Origin of the sequence: Sphaerisporangium flaviroseum (assembly GCF_039537005.1) — a bacterium.
GTDB lineage: Bacteria > Actinomycetota > Actinomycetes > Streptosporangiales > Streptosporangiaceae > Sphaerisporangium > Sphaerisporangium flaviroseum.
Map to the genome: position 1 here is coordinate 275,334 of NZ_BAAAZR010000004.1, position 13,859 is coordinate 289,192.

The window sequence follows — 13,859 nt, forward strand, 5'->3', positions numbered from 1 at the left end:
CGCCCCACCCCCGGTCCCGGCGCCTGCGGTTCCCCATGCCGAGACCGTTGCGCCTGCTGCCCTTCCACACGATCGACCTGGTCGTGGTGGGCGACCTGCTGCTGGCGTACGTCCTGTTCGGCGGCGGGCTGTCGTATCTGATGAGCGAGGCCGGGATGTCCGGCTTCGGCGGCGAGAGCCCGGCGCTGTGGCTGCTGTCGGCCGCCTACTCCGTGCCGGTCGCGCTGCGCGACCGGTGGCCGGTCGCCGCCTGGCGCGTCGCGGCCCTGGCCACGGCCGTGGGCGCCGGCGTCAACCCGCACATCCTCGGCGGGGCCGGCGCCGGCTCGGAGCCGCTCCCGTACGTGGCGGCCCAGGTGATCGGTTACCTGCTCTCCGCGTACTCCCTGTCGGTGCGCTCCAGCAAGGAGATCACGATCGGCGCGTGGATCGTGTCGGTGATCGGCGCATGGATCATCCACCCGAACTCGATGTTCCTGGCCTCGGCCATGGTGACGGTCGCCGTACTGTTCGGCTACAACGTCCGGGCGCGCAGAGCCATCACCGGCCGCCTTGCCGAGGAGACGCGGCGAGGCGAGGAGCAGCAAGCCGCCCGCGCCGTGCTAGAGGAACGCACGCGGATCGCTCGCGAGCTCCACGACGTCGTCGCCCACCACATGTCCGTGATCGCCATCCAGGCGGAGGCCACCCCGCTCCAGGCGGCCGGCGACCCCCGCAGGCTGGAGGCGGGGCTGGCGGAGATCCGCGTGATGTCACTGGCGGCGCTGGCCGAGATGCGCCAGGTGCTCGGCGCCCTGCGGGGCGAGGAGCAACTGGTCGAGGCCGTCAGGATCGTCGCCGCCGGGGACGCCCTGATCGCGCCCTCGGTGACCAGGTGGCTCATCTCGGAGTTCGCCCGCCTCGGCGGGCCGCGCGCGCCGACGGCCAAGCGCCTGGACGACCTGACCGAGCGCGAGACCGAGGTGCTGGCCCTGATCGCCCAGGGCCTGTCCAACGGCGAGATCGCCATGCGGCTCATCGTGTCGGAGCAGACGGTGAAGACCCACGTCGGCCGGATCCTGACCAAGCTCGGCCTGCGCGACCGCGCCCAGGCCATCGTGTTCTCCTACGAAACCGGCCTGGTCCGCCCGAGCGAGTAGCACCCGCCACCCGGGTCCCCCCTGAGAGTGACGCGCAAGGACCACTCTCGCAGGGGACGTGCGTTACAGATCTTGGTTCATAGCTTTCGTCTGGTTCGCCCTCATCTAGTGGCACCAGACAGGAGGCTCCATGGTGGTCCGGAGCGTTTTCGCGGCGGTCTCGCTGGCAGGCGTCGTCGGCGGGCTCACGCTGCTCACCCCCGCACCCCGCGACCGCATGATCCAGGTGTTCGGTGATCTCGTGACGGCCGACCGGGTCGCCGTCGTGGTCCCCGGCTCCGACGTCACCCGCGCCACCTTCGACGGCGGCAGGCGCAAGCCGCACAGCACGCCGGCGGGGGCCGCGCGCACTCTGATGGCCGAGGCACACGCCATCCACCCGGCGGCCCGGCCCGCGGTGATCGCGTGGCTCGGGTACGACAGCCCGCGAACCTTCAGCCTCGCGGTGGCCACACAAGACGCCGCCACCGAAGGCGCCGAGTCCCTGCGCCGTACGGTCGCGGAGATCCGGGGCCGCACACGCGCTCCGGTGACCCTCCTCTGCCACAGCTACGGCTCGGTCGTCTGTGCCAAGGCCCTGCGCGGCCTGCCGGTCGACGACGTGGCCGTGGTCGGCAGCCCGGGACTGGGGGTCGCCCACGCGAGCGACCTGGGCTCCCCCGCCCGGTTATGGGCGGGGCGCGGGGCGAAAGACTGGATGAGGTTCGTCCCGTCCGTGCGTTTCGGGACCCTCGGGTTCGGCGCCGACCCGGTGCGGCCGTCGTTCGGTGCCCGGATCATCGCGGCCGGGCCGGGCGGGCACAGCGACTAGGCGGATGTGCCCTAGATCGTCGATCACCCACGCCGTGACGAGCCAGTGGCCGGCGATGACCCCGAGGATCGCGAGGACGCGCAGCGCGTCGGCTCCCCGGTCGCGCCGCCAGCATGATCGGTGTCACCGGCGCGCGGGTCTCCAACCTCAGCCCGCCCACCCTGGCCGCCGTCTGCTTCGGCGTCGCCCAGGTGGGGCTGGCCATGCTGCTCCACGGGCCGTTGACCACCCTGATGCGGCGTCCCCGCGTGTGGGCCGCGGTGGTCGTGGCGAACCTCTCGGCGATGACGATCTTCCTGTGGCACCAGACCGCGCTGACCGTGGTGTTGCTGGCCGCTCTGCCCTTCGGTCCCGCCGTCCCCGGCGTGCTCGCCCCGCCCGATTCGGCCGCCTGGCTGCTCCAGCGGATGTCGTGGCTGCCGATCCCGGCCGTGCTGGTCGCGGTGGCCTGCGCGATCTTCTGGCGCCGTGGCCGCAGGACGGACGCCTTCCGCGCGCCGATGACCTGACCGGATAGGGCTGCCGGCGGCTCGCGGGCGGTGGACCCACGGCCCGAAACACCGGCAGACCAGGGCCGAAGGGCTAAAGCACCTCAAATATCAGAGCATGATGGATCGCATGGACAAAGGCGGCATCCGCATGAAGTCCCCCAGCGGCCGGTGGATCCTTCTCACCACCGTCCTCGGCTCCGGGATGGCCTTCCTCGACAGCACCGTGGTCAACGTGGCCCTGCCCCGGCTGGGTGAGGACCTCGGTGCCTCGATGTCCGGCCTGCAGTGGACGGTGAACGCCTACACCCTCACGCTCGCGGGCCTGATCCTGCTCGGCGGCTCGCTCGGTGACCGGTTCGGCCGGCGCAAGATCTTCGTCATCGGCGTCGCGTGGTTCGCCATCGCCTCGGCCCTGTGCGGGCTGGCGCCCAACATCCAGACGCTGATCCTCGCCCGCGGGCTCCAGGGCATCGGCGGAGCACTCCTCACGCCCGGATCGCTCGCGATCATCCAGGCGTCCTTCGCCCGTGAGGACCGTCCCCGGGCCGTCGGCGCCTGGTCCGGCCTCGGCGGGGTGGCGGGCGCCATCGGCCCCCTGCTCGGCGGCTGGCTCGTGGAGACGGCGGGCTGGCGCTGGGTGTTCCTCATCAACCTGCCCCTCGCCGCCATCGTGATCGCGGTGGCCGTACGGCACGTGCCCGAGACACGCGACGAGGCGACCACCGGCCGGTTCGACGTGCTGGGCGCGGCGCTCGCCGCCCTGGCCCTGGCCGGGATCACCTACGGGCTCATCGAGCGCGGCACCTCGATCCGGCTGGTCGCGGCGGTCGCGGGCGTCGCGCTCGGAGCGGCCTTCGTGGTGCTGGAGGCACGCCGCTCGCGCGGCGGCCCGGTGTCGCCCCTGGTCCCGGTCCGCGTGTTCGCCTCACGGGAGTTCACCGCCGTCAACCTGGTCACGCTGGTCATGTACGCGGCGATGGGCGTGGTGTTCTTCCTGCTCGTCGTGGAACTGCAGGTCGCCGCCGGCTTCTCCCCCATCGCCGCCGGGTCCTCCATGCTCCCGGTCATGCTCTTGATGCTCCTGCTATCCCCCCGCGCGGGCGACCTCGGCAGGCGGATCGGCCCGCGCCTGCCGATGACCGCCGGCATCATCACCTGCGCGGTGGGACTGGTGCTGCTGAGCAGGGTCGGGCCCAGCTCGTCGTACCTGGTGGACGTCCTGCCCGCGATCACCGTCTTCGGGCTCGGCTTGTCGGCCGCGGTCGCGCCCCTCACCGCGACGGTGCTGGCCACCGCCGAGGAACGGTACGCCGGGGTGGCCAGCGGCGTGAACAACGCGGTCGCCCGGACGGGCAGCCTGCTCGCCGTCGCGGCCATCCCCCCGCTCGTGGGCCTCACCGGCGCCGCTTACACCTCGCCGATCGACTTCACCTGGGGCTTCCGGACGGCCATGCTGATCAGCGCCGCCATGATGGCCTGCGCCGCGATCCTGACCTTCGTCACGATCAGGACCAACGCCCTGCGGACGCCCGAGCGCAAGACGGCGTGCGAGCTGTCCGCCCCGCCCCTGGAGCCCGCCGAGGACGCACGCGAGCCGGCCTGAGAGCCTGTGCCGCCCGTCGTGGGCGGCGCTCACACGGCGGCGGGCTCGGCCTCGGAGAAGGTCATCACCGGCGGCCTGCGGGTGAAGAGGCGGGTCAGGCCGAGGAGGTAGACGAAGCCGAGGGCCATCCAGATGAGCCCGACGGTGAACGTGATCCCCGATAGGCTCGTCCACAGCCAGATGGTCAGGGCGAAGCCCGCGAAGGGCAGCAGCCCGTAGCGGAGCATGTCCCCCGTGGAGCGTCGGCGCTCGTCGACGAGGTAGTGCTTGATCACCGTGAGGTTCACCATCGAGAAGGCGATCAGCGCACCGAAGTTGATCATCACGACCGCGTTGCCGAGGCTGATGAACAGCGAGACGAGCGACACCGCTGAGACCACGGCGACGGCGAAGACCGGCGTCCTGAACCGGGAGTGCAGCACGCTGAACACGCGCCTGGGCAGCACGCCGTCCCGCCCCATGGAGTACAGGATCCGGGAGACGCTCGCCTGGGTGGTCATCGCCGACCCGAAGGCCCCGATGACGTAGATGCCCACGAAGATCGTCTGGAAGGCGGCGCCGCCCAGCGCGGCCATGATGTCCACGCCCGCCGTGTCGGGATTGGTGAAGTCGTCGTAGCCGGGGTGCACGAGGCTGCCCATCCACGCGACCACGATGAACAGCAGGCCGCCGATCAACGTGGTCAGCACGATCGCGCGGGGGATGGTGCGGCGAGGGTCCTTCGCCTCCTCCGACAGGGTGGAGACGGCGTCGAACCCGAGGAAGCTCAGCGCCAGGATCGCCGCGCCGGAGAACACCCCGGTGCCCGGAGTGAAGGACTCGAAGATCGACGGGGAGGGGTGACCCGCCAGGTGCTTCACGGCCAGAGCGACGAAGACGACGATCAGCACCACGGAGACCCCGACGACCAGGGCGTTCACCCGGCTCATCACGGTGATGCCGAGGATGTTCAGCAGGAACACCACCAGCAGGGCGCCCAGGGTGAAGATCCACTGTGGCACGCCGGGGAACTGGCTGTTCAGGTAGATGCCGATGAGCAGGAAATTGATCATCGGGAGGAACAGGTAGTCCAGCATCAGCGTCCAGCCGGTCATGAACCCGACATGCCCGCCGAAGGTCTGCTGGGTGTAGGTGTAGGCCGACCCGGCGGCGGGGTACGCCCGGGCCATCCGGCCGTAGCTGAAGGCGGTGAACAGCATGACCACCAGGGCGACCACATAGGCCGACGGCAGGTGGCCCTCGGTGACCTGCGCGACGGCGCCGTAGGTGGTGAAGACGGCGACGGGGGCGAGATAGGTCAGCCCGAACAGCGTCAGTCCCGGGACACCCAGGACCCGCTTCAGTCCGGAACCGGCAGCGGACTCGGTCATATGCCACTCCTCTCGGGAGAGATGAAGGTTCGCGTGCCGGCCAGCCAGGTGCCGCGGACGGCGGAGCGGTCGGCGATGTCGTGGGGGTCCATCTGGCGTACATCCCGGTCGAGCCACACCAGGTCGGCGACCTTCCCGGGGCTCAGGGAGCCGCGCTCCCGCTCGGCGAAGGCCTGGTAGGCGACCCCCGCCGTGTAGGCGGACAGGGCGGCGTCGAAGTCGATGCGCTCCTCGGGCAGCCAGCCGCCGGCCGGTTCGCGTTCGGCGTTCTCGCGCGTCACCGCGACCGGCATCCCTGCCAGCGGGCGGTGATCGGTCACCGGCCAGTCGCTTCCGAAGGCCACGTGAGCCCCGGCGCGGAGCAGCGAGCCGATGAGGTACTGCCGTGCGGCACGCCCGGCGCCGATACGCGGAATGGTCAGCTCGGTCATCGCGGGGTCGGTGCGCGCCCACAGCGGCTGCAGGTTGGCGATCACGCCGAGCTCGGCGAAGCGCGGCAGGTCCGCCTCGTCGAGCACCTGCACGTGGGCGATGACCGGCCGCCGGTCGCGGGGGCCGTTGACCGCGGTCACGTGCTCGATCGCGTCCAGGCCGGCACGTACCCCGGCGTCGCCGATGGCGTGCAGATGCGCCTGCAGGCCCATCTTGTCCACGGCGGTGAGCGCCTCCAGCAGTTCCTCGTACGGCCAGAGCGGCATGCCGCGCGTGCACGGATCGTCGCTGTAGGGGGCCAGCAGCGACGCCGTACGGCTCTCCAGGATGCCGTCGACGAAGAACTTGACCGTGTTCGCGGTGAGCCGGTCGCCGCCCAACGCTCGCACCCGCTCGCGGTCGGCGGCGAACTCCGCGAGCTGGTCACGCCAGCGTTCGGGGTCGGCGCGCAGGCCGAGGTTCACCCGGGTGGCAAGCAGCCCCTGCCGCGCGGCCTCCAGGTATGCCTCGATGGCGCGGTGCTCCACCCAGGCGTCCTGGATCCAGGTGACCCCGGCCGCGGCGTAGGCCTCGGTCGCGATGGCGAGCGCCCGTACCAGGTCGGCGGTGGTGCGTGCGGGGGCCGCGCCGAGGACCGCGTCCACCGCGTCCCATTCGAACATCATCCCGAGCAGCTCACCGTCGTCACGGCGGGCGAAGGCGCCGCGTGGCGGGTCGGGGGTGGCGGCGTCCAGACCGGCCCGCCTCATGGCCTCGGTGTTGCACCACACGGTGTGGTAGTCCCAGGCACGCAGGACCACGGGGCGGCCGGGTACGGCCGCGTCCAGCCAGCGGGCGTCGAACATGCCGCCGGGGGCCAGGGTCGCGTCGTAGCTGGCGCCGATGATCCACTCGGCCTCGGGATGCGCGGCGGCGTACCGGCGAACCTCCTCGACGATCTCCTCCACGCTGCCGCGGTCCCTGATCCGCGGGCCCATCGCCTCGAAGCCCGCGTGGTCGGGGTGGCAGTGGCCGTCGCCGAAGGCGGGTAACAGGAGCCCGCCCTGGAGGTCGACGATCTCGTCTGCCGGCCGGGCCTGCGCCTCGGCGCCAAGGGCCTCGATCCGGCCGTCGCGTATGGACAGGGCCCCGGCCGTGGTCCCGGTGCCGGTCCACACGGTGCCGTTGTGGAAGAGCGTGCGTGTCATCGGCGTCCAAAAAGAATGTCGTTCGTTTTGTGCGGAAGGATAGGTTGTCCGGAGGCAAAGCGGAAGGGGCTGGCGAGCAAAGTGAGCAGGCGCGTGGGCCGGCCGGCCACACCGGTGCTGAGCAGAGAGGTCATCGCGCGCGAGGCCCTCGCCCTCATCGACGAGGCCGGAACCGAGGGATTCTCCCTCGCCGCGCTGGCCCGGCGGCTCGGCGTGCGGCCCTCCTCCTTCTACAACCACGTCGCGGGGAGGGACGACATCCTGGCCGCGGTCCGCGAGCTCGTCTCCGACTCGATCGACGCCTCGATGTTCGGCGAGCTGCCCTGGGACGAGGCGATGGTCCGGTGGGCCCACGGTTACCGCGCCGCGTTCGCCGCGCACCCGCCCGCCATCTCCCTGCTCGCGACGCTCCCGGTGACCGGCGCGCTGCGGACTCTGCGGATGTACGACCAGGTCGTCACCGGGCTCGAACGCGGCGGCTGGCCGGCCGAGATGGTCATCCCCGTCATGGTCGCGGTCGAGTCGTTCATCCTCGGCTCCGCTCTGGACATGGTCGCGCCGCCCGACATGTTCGACTCCGGGCCGCTCGCGGCGGAGGTTCCGGCCTTCGCAGCGACCGTACGTGCCCGCGACGGCGCGGCGGCCGCGCGTGGACGCCCTCCCGCCGATCTGTCGTTCGAGGTCGGCCTGGCGGCGATCATCGACGGGCTCCGCAGGACGCTACGCACTCTGGCCGCCTGATCTCCTTCTTCCGATCGGCCGGGTGTGCATTCGAACGTCCTGGTGTACATTCACTTCAGATTCCGTCACGGAGACGGAGGCTTGCGATGGTTTCTGAGGCAGTGACTATGATCGACCGTGCTCGCCTGTCCCACCTGCTCGACCGCGAGCGCCGCGCGTTCCGCGAGCGGAACCCGCGCTCGGCCGCCGCCTACGAGCAGGCGCGGGCCAACCTGTTCGGCGGCGTGCCGATGACCTGGATGAACAAGACCGCCGCGGGCTTCCCGCTCTACCTCGCCGAGGCCAGGGGCGCCCGGGTCACCGACGTGGACGGTCACGAGTACGTCGACCTCTGCCTGGGCGACACCGGCGCCATGGCCGGGCACTCGCCCCAGGCGACCGTGGACGCGGTCGCGGAGCGTTTTGCCGGGCGCGGCGGCGCCACGGTGATGATGCCCACCGAGGAGGCGACCTGGGTCGGCGCCGAGCTCGCACGGCGCTTCGGGATGCCGTACTGGAGCTTCTCGCTCACCGCCACCGACGCCAACCGCTGGGCCATCCGCCTGGCCCGCGCGGTCACAGGACGGCCCAAGATCCTGGTCGACAGCTACTGCTACCACGGCAGCGTCGACGAGGTCCTGCTGGTGGTCGGCCCGGACGGCGAGCAGGTCTCGCGCGAGGGCAACGTCGGCGCCCCCGTCGACCCGACCCTCACCTCCCGCGTGGTGGAGTTCAACGACCTGCCCGCGCTGGAGCGCCAGCTGGCCCACGGCGACGTCGCCGCGGTGCTCATGGAGCCCGCGCTGACCAACATCGGCATCGTGCTGCCCGAGCCCGGCTACCTCGACGGGGTACGGGAGCTGACCCGGCGGTACGGCAGCCTGCTCATCATCGACGAGACGCACACCTTCTCGGCCGGCCCCGGCGGCTGCACGGGGGCGTGGGGGCTCGACCCCGACATCGTGACCATCGGCAAGGCCATCGGCGGCGGCGTCCCCAGCGGGGGGTACGGCCTGTCGGCCGAGGTCGCGTCCCGCATCGAGGGGATGAGCGAGCTGGACCTGATCGACATGGGCGGGGTCGGCGGCACGCTCGCCGGCAACGCGCTCTCGGTCGCCGCCATGCGGGCCACCCTGGAGCACGTGCTCACCGACGAGGCCTTCACCGGCATGATCGCGCTGGCCACCCGGTTCACCAAGGGCGTCCAGGGGGTCATCGACGAGCACGCGCTGCCCTGGTCGATCACCCAGCTCGGGGCGCGGGCGGAGTACCGCTTCGCCGACCCGCCCCCGCGCAACGGCGGCGAGTCCAACGCCGCCGGCGACCCCGAACTGGACGACTACCTGCACGTCTACCTCGCCAACCGCGGCGTGCTGCTGACCCCCTTCCACAACATGGCGCTGATGTGCCCCGCCACCACCGAGGCCGACGTCGACCGTCACCACGAGGTCTTCGCGGCGGCGGTGTCCGAGCTGGTCGGGTGAGCCGGGCGGCCGGCCGGAGAGGGGCGGTGCGCCGATGAACCTCGACGAGATCGATCGCATCGTCCTGCGCGAGCTACAGCGGGACGGCCGCATCTCCTACACCGCGCTCGCCGAGGCCACCGGGCTCTCCGCCCCGGCCGTACGGCAGCGGGTGCAGCGGCTCCGCGACGAGAACGTCGTCCAGATCGTCGGCGTCACCGACCCCATGGCGCTGGGGCTGCCCGTCATGGCGCTGGTCGGCGTGCGCGTCGACGGCGACGTGCACACCGTCGCCGACCGGATCGGCGAGCTGCCGGGGGTCATCTACGTGGTGCTCACCTCCGGCTCGTTCGACATGTTCGTCGAGGTGGTGTGCAAGGAGCCGGCCGAGCTTCTCGCCATGCTCAACGACCACATCAAACGCGTGCCCGGCGTCACCCGGGCCGAGTCCTTCACCTACTTCGGCATCCACACCCACCGCTTCGCCTGGCCCGGCATCTGAACCACCGGCGCCCGCCTCGTGCTCTCGGCGAGTCCTGGGCATATCGTCGTGCCGTCGGGTGAAGGTAAGTGGTGACCTGGGAGGCTTCGTGGCATACGACGTGGCGGCCGTACGAGCGCACTTTCCCGCGCTGGACGAGGGCGCGGCGCACTTCGACGGACCGGGCGGCTCGCAGACCCCTGCGGTCGTCGCGGACGCCGTGGCCGGGGTCCTGCGTTCGGCGGTGGCCAATCTCGGGCACCGCACGGCCGCGGAGCGCCGCGCGCGCGACATCGTCATCGACGCGCGCCAGGCGATGGCCGACCTGCTCGGCGGCACCCCCTCCGGCATCGTGCTCGGCCGCAGCATGACCCAGCTCACCTACGACATGGCGCGCGCCCTCGCCAAGCGGTGGGGGCCCGGCGACGAGATCGTGGTCAGCAGGCTGGACCACGACGCCAACATCCGGCCGTGGGTGCACGCCGCCGAATCGTGCGGAGCCACGCTCCGCTGGGCCGAGTTCGACCCGGACACCGGCGAGCTGGACGTCACCGCGGTCGAGAGCGTGCTGAGCGGACGCACCCGTCTCGTGGCCGTCACCGCCGCCTCCAACCTGCTGGGCACCCGGCCCGACATCCCGGCGATCGCCGAACGGGTCCACGCGGCCGGGGCCCTCCTCTACGTCGACGGGGTGCACCTGACGCCCCACAGCCTGGTCGACGTCGGGCCGCTCGGCGCCGACTTCTACGCCTGCTCGCCGTACAAGTTCCTCGGCCCGCACCTCGGCGTGCTCGCCGCCGACCCGGCTTTGCTGGAGACGATCCACCCGGACAAGCTGCTCCCCCAGACCGACGCGGTGCCGGAGCGCTTCGAGCTGGGCACGCTTCCCTACGAGGTCCTCGCCGGCACCACGGCGGCGGTGGGCTTCCTCGCCGGCCTCGTCCCCGGCGAGGGCACCCGCCGCGAGCGCCTGGTGCGCTCGATGGAGGCGCTGGAACGGCACGAGGACGCCATGCTCGAACGGCTCGACAGCGGGCTGTCCGAGATCCCCGGGGTCACCCTGCACGGCTCGCCGCGACGCAGGCGCACCCCCACGACGTTGTTCTCGGTCGGCGGGGTCGCGGCGGCCGACGTCTCCGCCTTCCTCGCCGGGCGCGGGGTCAACGCGCCGGCGGGCAGCTTCTACGCGCTGGAGTGCAGCCGCCGGCTGGGGCTCGGCGACACCGGCGCCGTCCGCGCCGGGATGGCGCCCTACACCGACGAGTCCGATGTGGACAGGCTGCTGAAAGGCGTGCACGAACTGGCCGGCTGACCGCCGATCCCGGTCGGCACGCCCTCAGTCGCCGTCGCGTTCGACCGTGCTGGTCATCTGCGGCGGGGAGACGAACCGGTCAGGCAGGGGTCCGCTCCACGGGGATCCACAGCTCGGCGTCGGCGGTCTGGCCGTCCTCCGACAGGCGGGCCTGGACCATCTCCGGGCCCGGCCTGGTCCGGTACGGGTTGGACGGGAACCACTGCGTGAACACGTCCCGCCACATGTACTGGAGGGTCTCGGGGAACTTCCCGGAGCTCTCGAAGACCGCCCACGTCCCCGCCGCGACGGGGAGGGCGTCCATGTCCCCGGGCACTTCGGCGCTCGTCACGACGGCGTGGTAGTAGTCCAGTTCCGTCCCCTCCTCCCGGCCTTCGGCGATCTTGTCGCTCACGTTGACGATCCCTCGCGGCTCCTGGTCCGACAGTGCCTCGATGCGCCGCACGACCTCCTTGTCGATGCCCCGCAGGAAGGCGACGATCGCCGGGTTCATCCCCTCGTGAACGAGGGGAACCCGCGCCTTCTTGCCCACCAAGCGGAACTCGTCCTTCTCCACGATCCGGTACTCCATGCTGGTGCTCCCTTCGACGATGAGGCGGAAGGACATCCGTGGCTGGGATCGCAGAGCCGCACCGGTCCGCCTGGCCTCACCGGGACCGACACCATGCACGGCGCGGAACGCGCGCGCGAACGCCTCGGCCGAGCTGTAGCCATAACGCACGGCCACATCGAGCAGCGTCCCCTCACCCGAGAGCACCTGGGCGCCCGCGACGGTGAGCCGCCTGCGCCGTATGTACTCCGACAGCGGGATACCGGCCAGCGCGGAGAACATCCGCCGGAAGTGGTACTCCGACGTGACGGCGATCCGCGCGAGCTCGGCGATCTCGATGGGCTCGTCGAGATGCCGCTCGATGTGCTCCATGGCCCGGTTCAACGGTTCGAGCAACCCTCAGCCCCCTTCCTTCTGACCACCAAAGCTAGGCCGGGCCCACCCAGCAGGACCCGACATCCTGTGCCCGCTACGGTCGTCCTGCCGGAGGGCGCCCGGGCAGGGTCTCAGAGGGCGTCTCGTTGGGTTTGATGGTGAATAGTCTCTTTCGGGTCGGTGGCTTTCGTGTCGGTTCGTCGAGTATGGGCGGTCCGAAGTGGGCGGGTGCGGCGGTCGGGGCGTCCGTTTCGTGAGAGCCCGGCCCCGGGATTCCGTCTGGTGTGGGAATCGGATAGACACTCCCTGCCTCGCTGCCTGCCAGCATCGATCATGCCGTTGCGGTAGGGCTCTGCCATGACCCCCCGCAAGCCCTACCCCAGCGACCTGTCCGACGCCCGATGCGCTCATCGAACCAACGCTGACCGCTTGGCGTCAGGCCCGCCTCGACCCCCGCCCGACCGGCTGCCCCGCACAGGTCGAATTACGCGAGGTATTCAACGCGATCCTCTACGTGAACCGCACCGGGATCGCCTGGAAATGCCTGCCACACGACCTCCCTGCGCACGGCACCGTCTACGCCTATTACGCCGCCTGGCGCGAGGAGGGAATCTTCGCCCGGCTCAATTACGACCTGACCGGCTTGGCTCGCATCAAACACGGCCGCGACCCCGAGCCGACCGCGTGCGTGATCGACACCCAGAGCGTGAAGACCTCCACCAATGTGCCCGTGACCAGCCAGGGAACCGACGCCGGCAAGAAGATCGTCGGCCGGAAGCGGGGCATCGTCACCGACTCCCTCGGCCTAATCCTCGCCGTGATGGTCACCGCCGCCGGCCTATCCGACAACGCCATCGGAATACACCTGCTGGACCAGGCCAAAACAGAGCTACCCGGCCATCTCCAAAACCTGGGTGGACGCCGGCTTCAAAAACGCCGCGATCGAACATGGGGCCACCCTCGGAATCGACGTCGAAGTCGTCCCGAGAAACACCCGGGTCCGCGGATTCCACGTCGTCAAACGGCGCTGGATCGTCGAACGCACGCTCGGTTCGCTGATGCTCCACCGCCGCCTGGCCCGAGACTATGAGACCCTCCCCGCCAGCTCCCAAGCCATGATCCACATTGCCTCGATGAACAACCTCGCTAAACGCATAACGGACGAGACCACCCCAACCTGGCGAGGCACCTACTAGAACATAAGGAGCAATCTACTCAAGTCAAACGCCCTCTCACACCTTCAACGCCGACACCTACAAACAGCGAGCTCAGTAGTTCCACGCCCCTTCAGGAATCTGGTAAAGGGTGCGCGTCGATGAGAACCAATCCCGGTCGATGAACCGACCCGTGATTCGCCCCGCCATGCACAAGAACCGGTCAAAAATCTCAGCGGAACGCATCCCACTGCTGAGCTCCAGCCCACTCGCATATGCGTCGTATTCTGCAACCTCTACCGTTCCGCCGGGGTGGGGCGGGCACACATTTCCGACGCACGCGCCGTCGTAGCTGTAGAGTAGTTCCTGAAGGTGGCCGGTCTCTTCAATGAAGAACGCGTCAAAAACGCGTCGCTCCCCCGCGCTTAGCGCCTCTATCGCCTCTGAGGGCGGCGTCGCACCGCTCAGGGTGAGGACATGAGACCAACCCGGTGCATGTTCCCCGATCCAAACCAGCCGTGTCTTGGAGCTTATGCTATATGACCGCATGGCTGTTTGGAAGTCGCAAACCGTACCCGATTCCAGATCAACGCGCAGGCGTCGTGCGATTTCACCGATGTCTTCTATATCTACCCATTGACCACTGAACCATTCATGCAGTCCGTACTCAACCAGCAGATCCCATTGGCCTTCCGCAGGGAAGGTGTGGAGCTCGTCCTGCATTATTGATTCCTAAGTCTTCAGTGAGAGGAATTGGGGTGGAGGGCTGTG

The 13,859-nt window shown here is 70.2% G+C and carries 12 protein-coding genes and 1 pseudogene; 9 read left to right on the plus strand and 4 right to left on the minus strand.

Annotated elements, in window-relative coordinates; genetic code table 11:
- Positions 1–488: 488 nt before the first annotated feature.
- From ABD810_RS12895 to ABD810_RS12910, 4 genes are all read left to right on the plus strand, one after another.
- Positions 489–1,139 (plus strand): helix-turn-helix transcriptional regulator, encoded by a 651-nt coding sequence (locus ABD810_RS12895; RefSeq protein WP_344939024.1) that lies wholly within the window; start codon positions 489–491, stop codon positions 1,137–1,139.
- Positions 1,140–1,269: 130 nt separating this feature from the next.
- The gene (locus ABD810_RS12900) at positions 1,270–1,950 is read left to right on the plus strand and encodes an alpha/beta hydrolase (protein ID WP_344938354.1); all 681 of its coding nucleotides are present in this window, start codon (positions 1,270–1,272) and stop codon (positions 1,948–1,950) included.
- 113 nt (positions 1,951–2,063) lie between these two features.
- On the plus strand, positions 2,064–2,459 hold the full coding sequence (locus ABD810_RS12905; protein WP_344938356.1) for a hypothetical protein: 396 nt from the start codon (positions 2,064–2,066) through the stop codon (positions 2,457–2,459).
- Between the two features lie 109 nt (positions 2,460–2,568).
- The gene (locus ABD810_RS12910; RefSeq protein ID WP_344938357.1) at positions 2,569–4,044 is read left to right on the plus strand and encodes an MFS transporter; all 1,476 of its coding nucleotides are present in this window, start codon (positions 2,569–2,571) and stop codon (positions 4,042–4,044) included.
- A gap of 29 nt (positions 4,045–4,073) precedes the next feature.
- Here the strand turns inward: ABD810_RS12910 and ABD810_RS12915 are convergent, their stop codons facing one another.
- A complete protein-coding gene (locus ABD810_RS12915) occupies positions 4,074–5,414 on the minus strand; it encodes an APC family permease (protein WP_344938359.1) in 1,341 nt (446 codons plus the stop codon).
- Complete coding sequence (locus ABD810_RS12920) at positions 5,411–7,033, minus strand: amidohydrolase (RefSeq protein ID WP_344938361.1); 1,623 nt, start codon at positions 7,031–7,033, stop codon at positions 5,411–5,413. The genes ABD810_RS12915 and ABD810_RS12920 overlap by 4 nt, the downstream gene beginning before the upstream one ends.
- A gap of 81 nt (positions 7,034–7,114) precedes the next feature.
- Between ABD810_RS12920 and ABD810_RS12925 the strand changes: the two genes are divergently transcribed.
- The 4 genes from ABD810_RS12925 to ABD810_RS12940 all read left to right on the plus strand — a co-directional run bounded on the left by ABD810_RS12925 (position 7,115) and on the right by ABD810_RS12940 (position 11,009).
- Entirely contained in the window at positions 7,115–7,774 is a 660-nt protein-coding gene (locus tag ABD810_RS12925; RefSeq protein ID WP_344938363.1) for a TetR/AcrR family transcriptional regulator, read from the plus strand.
- A 107-nt stretch (positions 7,775–7,881) separates the two neighbouring features.
- Positions 7,882–9,237, plus strand: coding sequence for a transaminase (locus tag ABD810_RS12930; protein WP_344938365.1), 1,356 nt, complete (start codon positions 7,882–7,884; stop codon positions 9,235–9,237).
- A gap of 34 nt (positions 9,238–9,271) precedes the next feature.
- The gene (locus tag ABD810_RS12935) at positions 9,272–9,718 is read left to right on the plus strand and encodes an Lrp/AsnC family transcriptional regulator (RefSeq protein WP_344938367.1); all 447 of its coding nucleotides are present in this window, start codon (positions 9,272–9,274) and stop codon (positions 9,716–9,718) included.
- Between the two features lie 88 nt (positions 9,719–9,806).
- A complete protein-coding gene (locus ABD810_RS12940) occupies positions 9,807–11,009 on the plus strand; it encodes a cysteine desulfurase-like protein (RefSeq protein ID WP_344938369.1) in 1,203 nt (400 codons plus the stop codon).
- 79 nt (positions 11,010–11,088) lie between these two features.
- Here the strand turns inward: ABD810_RS12940 and ABD810_RS12945 are convergent, their stop codons facing one another.
- Positions 11,089–11,955 carry an AraC family transcriptional regulator gene (locus tag ABD810_RS12945; protein WP_344938371.1) on the minus strand — a complete coding sequence of 289 codons (867 nt, stop codon included), beginning with the start codon at positions 11,953–11,955 and terminating at the stop codon, positions 11,089–11,091.
- A gap of 336 nt (positions 11,956–12,291) precedes the next feature.
- Here ABD810_RS12945 and ABD810_RS12950 point away from each other — a divergent pair.
- Positions 12,292–13,130, plus strand: a pseudogene (locus ABD810_RS12950) (IS5 family transposase).
- A gap of 72 nt (positions 13,131–13,202) precedes the next feature.
- Here the strand turns inward: ABD810_RS12950 and ABD810_RS12955 are convergent.
- On the minus strand, positions 13,203–13,811 hold the full coding sequence (locus ABD810_RS12955) for a hypothetical protein (RefSeq protein ID WP_344938373.1): 609 nt from the start codon (positions 13,809–13,811) through the stop codon (positions 13,203–13,205).
- Between the last annotated feature and the right edge of the window lie 48 nt (positions 13,812–13,859).

Excerpts from the sequence above, each read along its gene's own strand:
- ABD810_RS12895 (WP_344939024.1), top strand. The coding sequence starts at position 489 with ATGGTGACGGTCGCCGTACTGTTCGGCTACAACGTCCGGGCGCGCAGA.
- ABD810_RS12900 (WP_344938354.1), top strand. The coding sequence starts at position 1,270 with ATGGTGGTCCGGAGCGTTTTCGCGGCGGTCTCGCTGGCAGGCGTCGTC.
- ABD810_RS12905 (WP_344938356.1), top strand. The coding sequence starts at position 2,064 with ATGATCGGTGTCACCGGCGCGCGGGTCTCCAACCTCAGCCCGCCCACC.
- ABD810_RS12910 (WP_344938357.1), top strand. The coding sequence starts at position 2,569 with ATGGACAAAGGCGGCATCCGCATGAAGTCCCCCAGCGGCCGGTGGATC.
- ABD810_RS12915 (WP_344938359.1), bottom strand. The coding sequence starts at position 5,414 with ATGACCGAGTCCGCTGCCGGTTCCGGACTGAAGCGGGTCCTGGGTGTC.
- ABD810_RS12920 (WP_344938361.1), bottom strand. The coding sequence starts at position 7,033 with ATGACACGCACGCTCTTCCACAACGGCACCGTGTGGACCGGCACCGGG.
- ABD810_RS12930 (WP_344938365.1), top strand. The coding sequence starts at position 7,882 with ATGATCGACCGTGCTCGCCTGTCCCACCTGCTCGACCGCGAGCGCCGC.
- ABD810_RS12935 (WP_344938367.1), top strand. The coding sequence starts at position 9,272 with ATGAACCTCGACGAGATCGATCGCATCGTCCTGCGCGAGCTACAGCGG.
- ABD810_RS12955 (WP_344938373.1), bottom strand. The coding sequence starts at position 13,811 with ATGCAGGACGAGCTCCACACCTTCCCTGCGGAAGGCCAATGGGATCTG.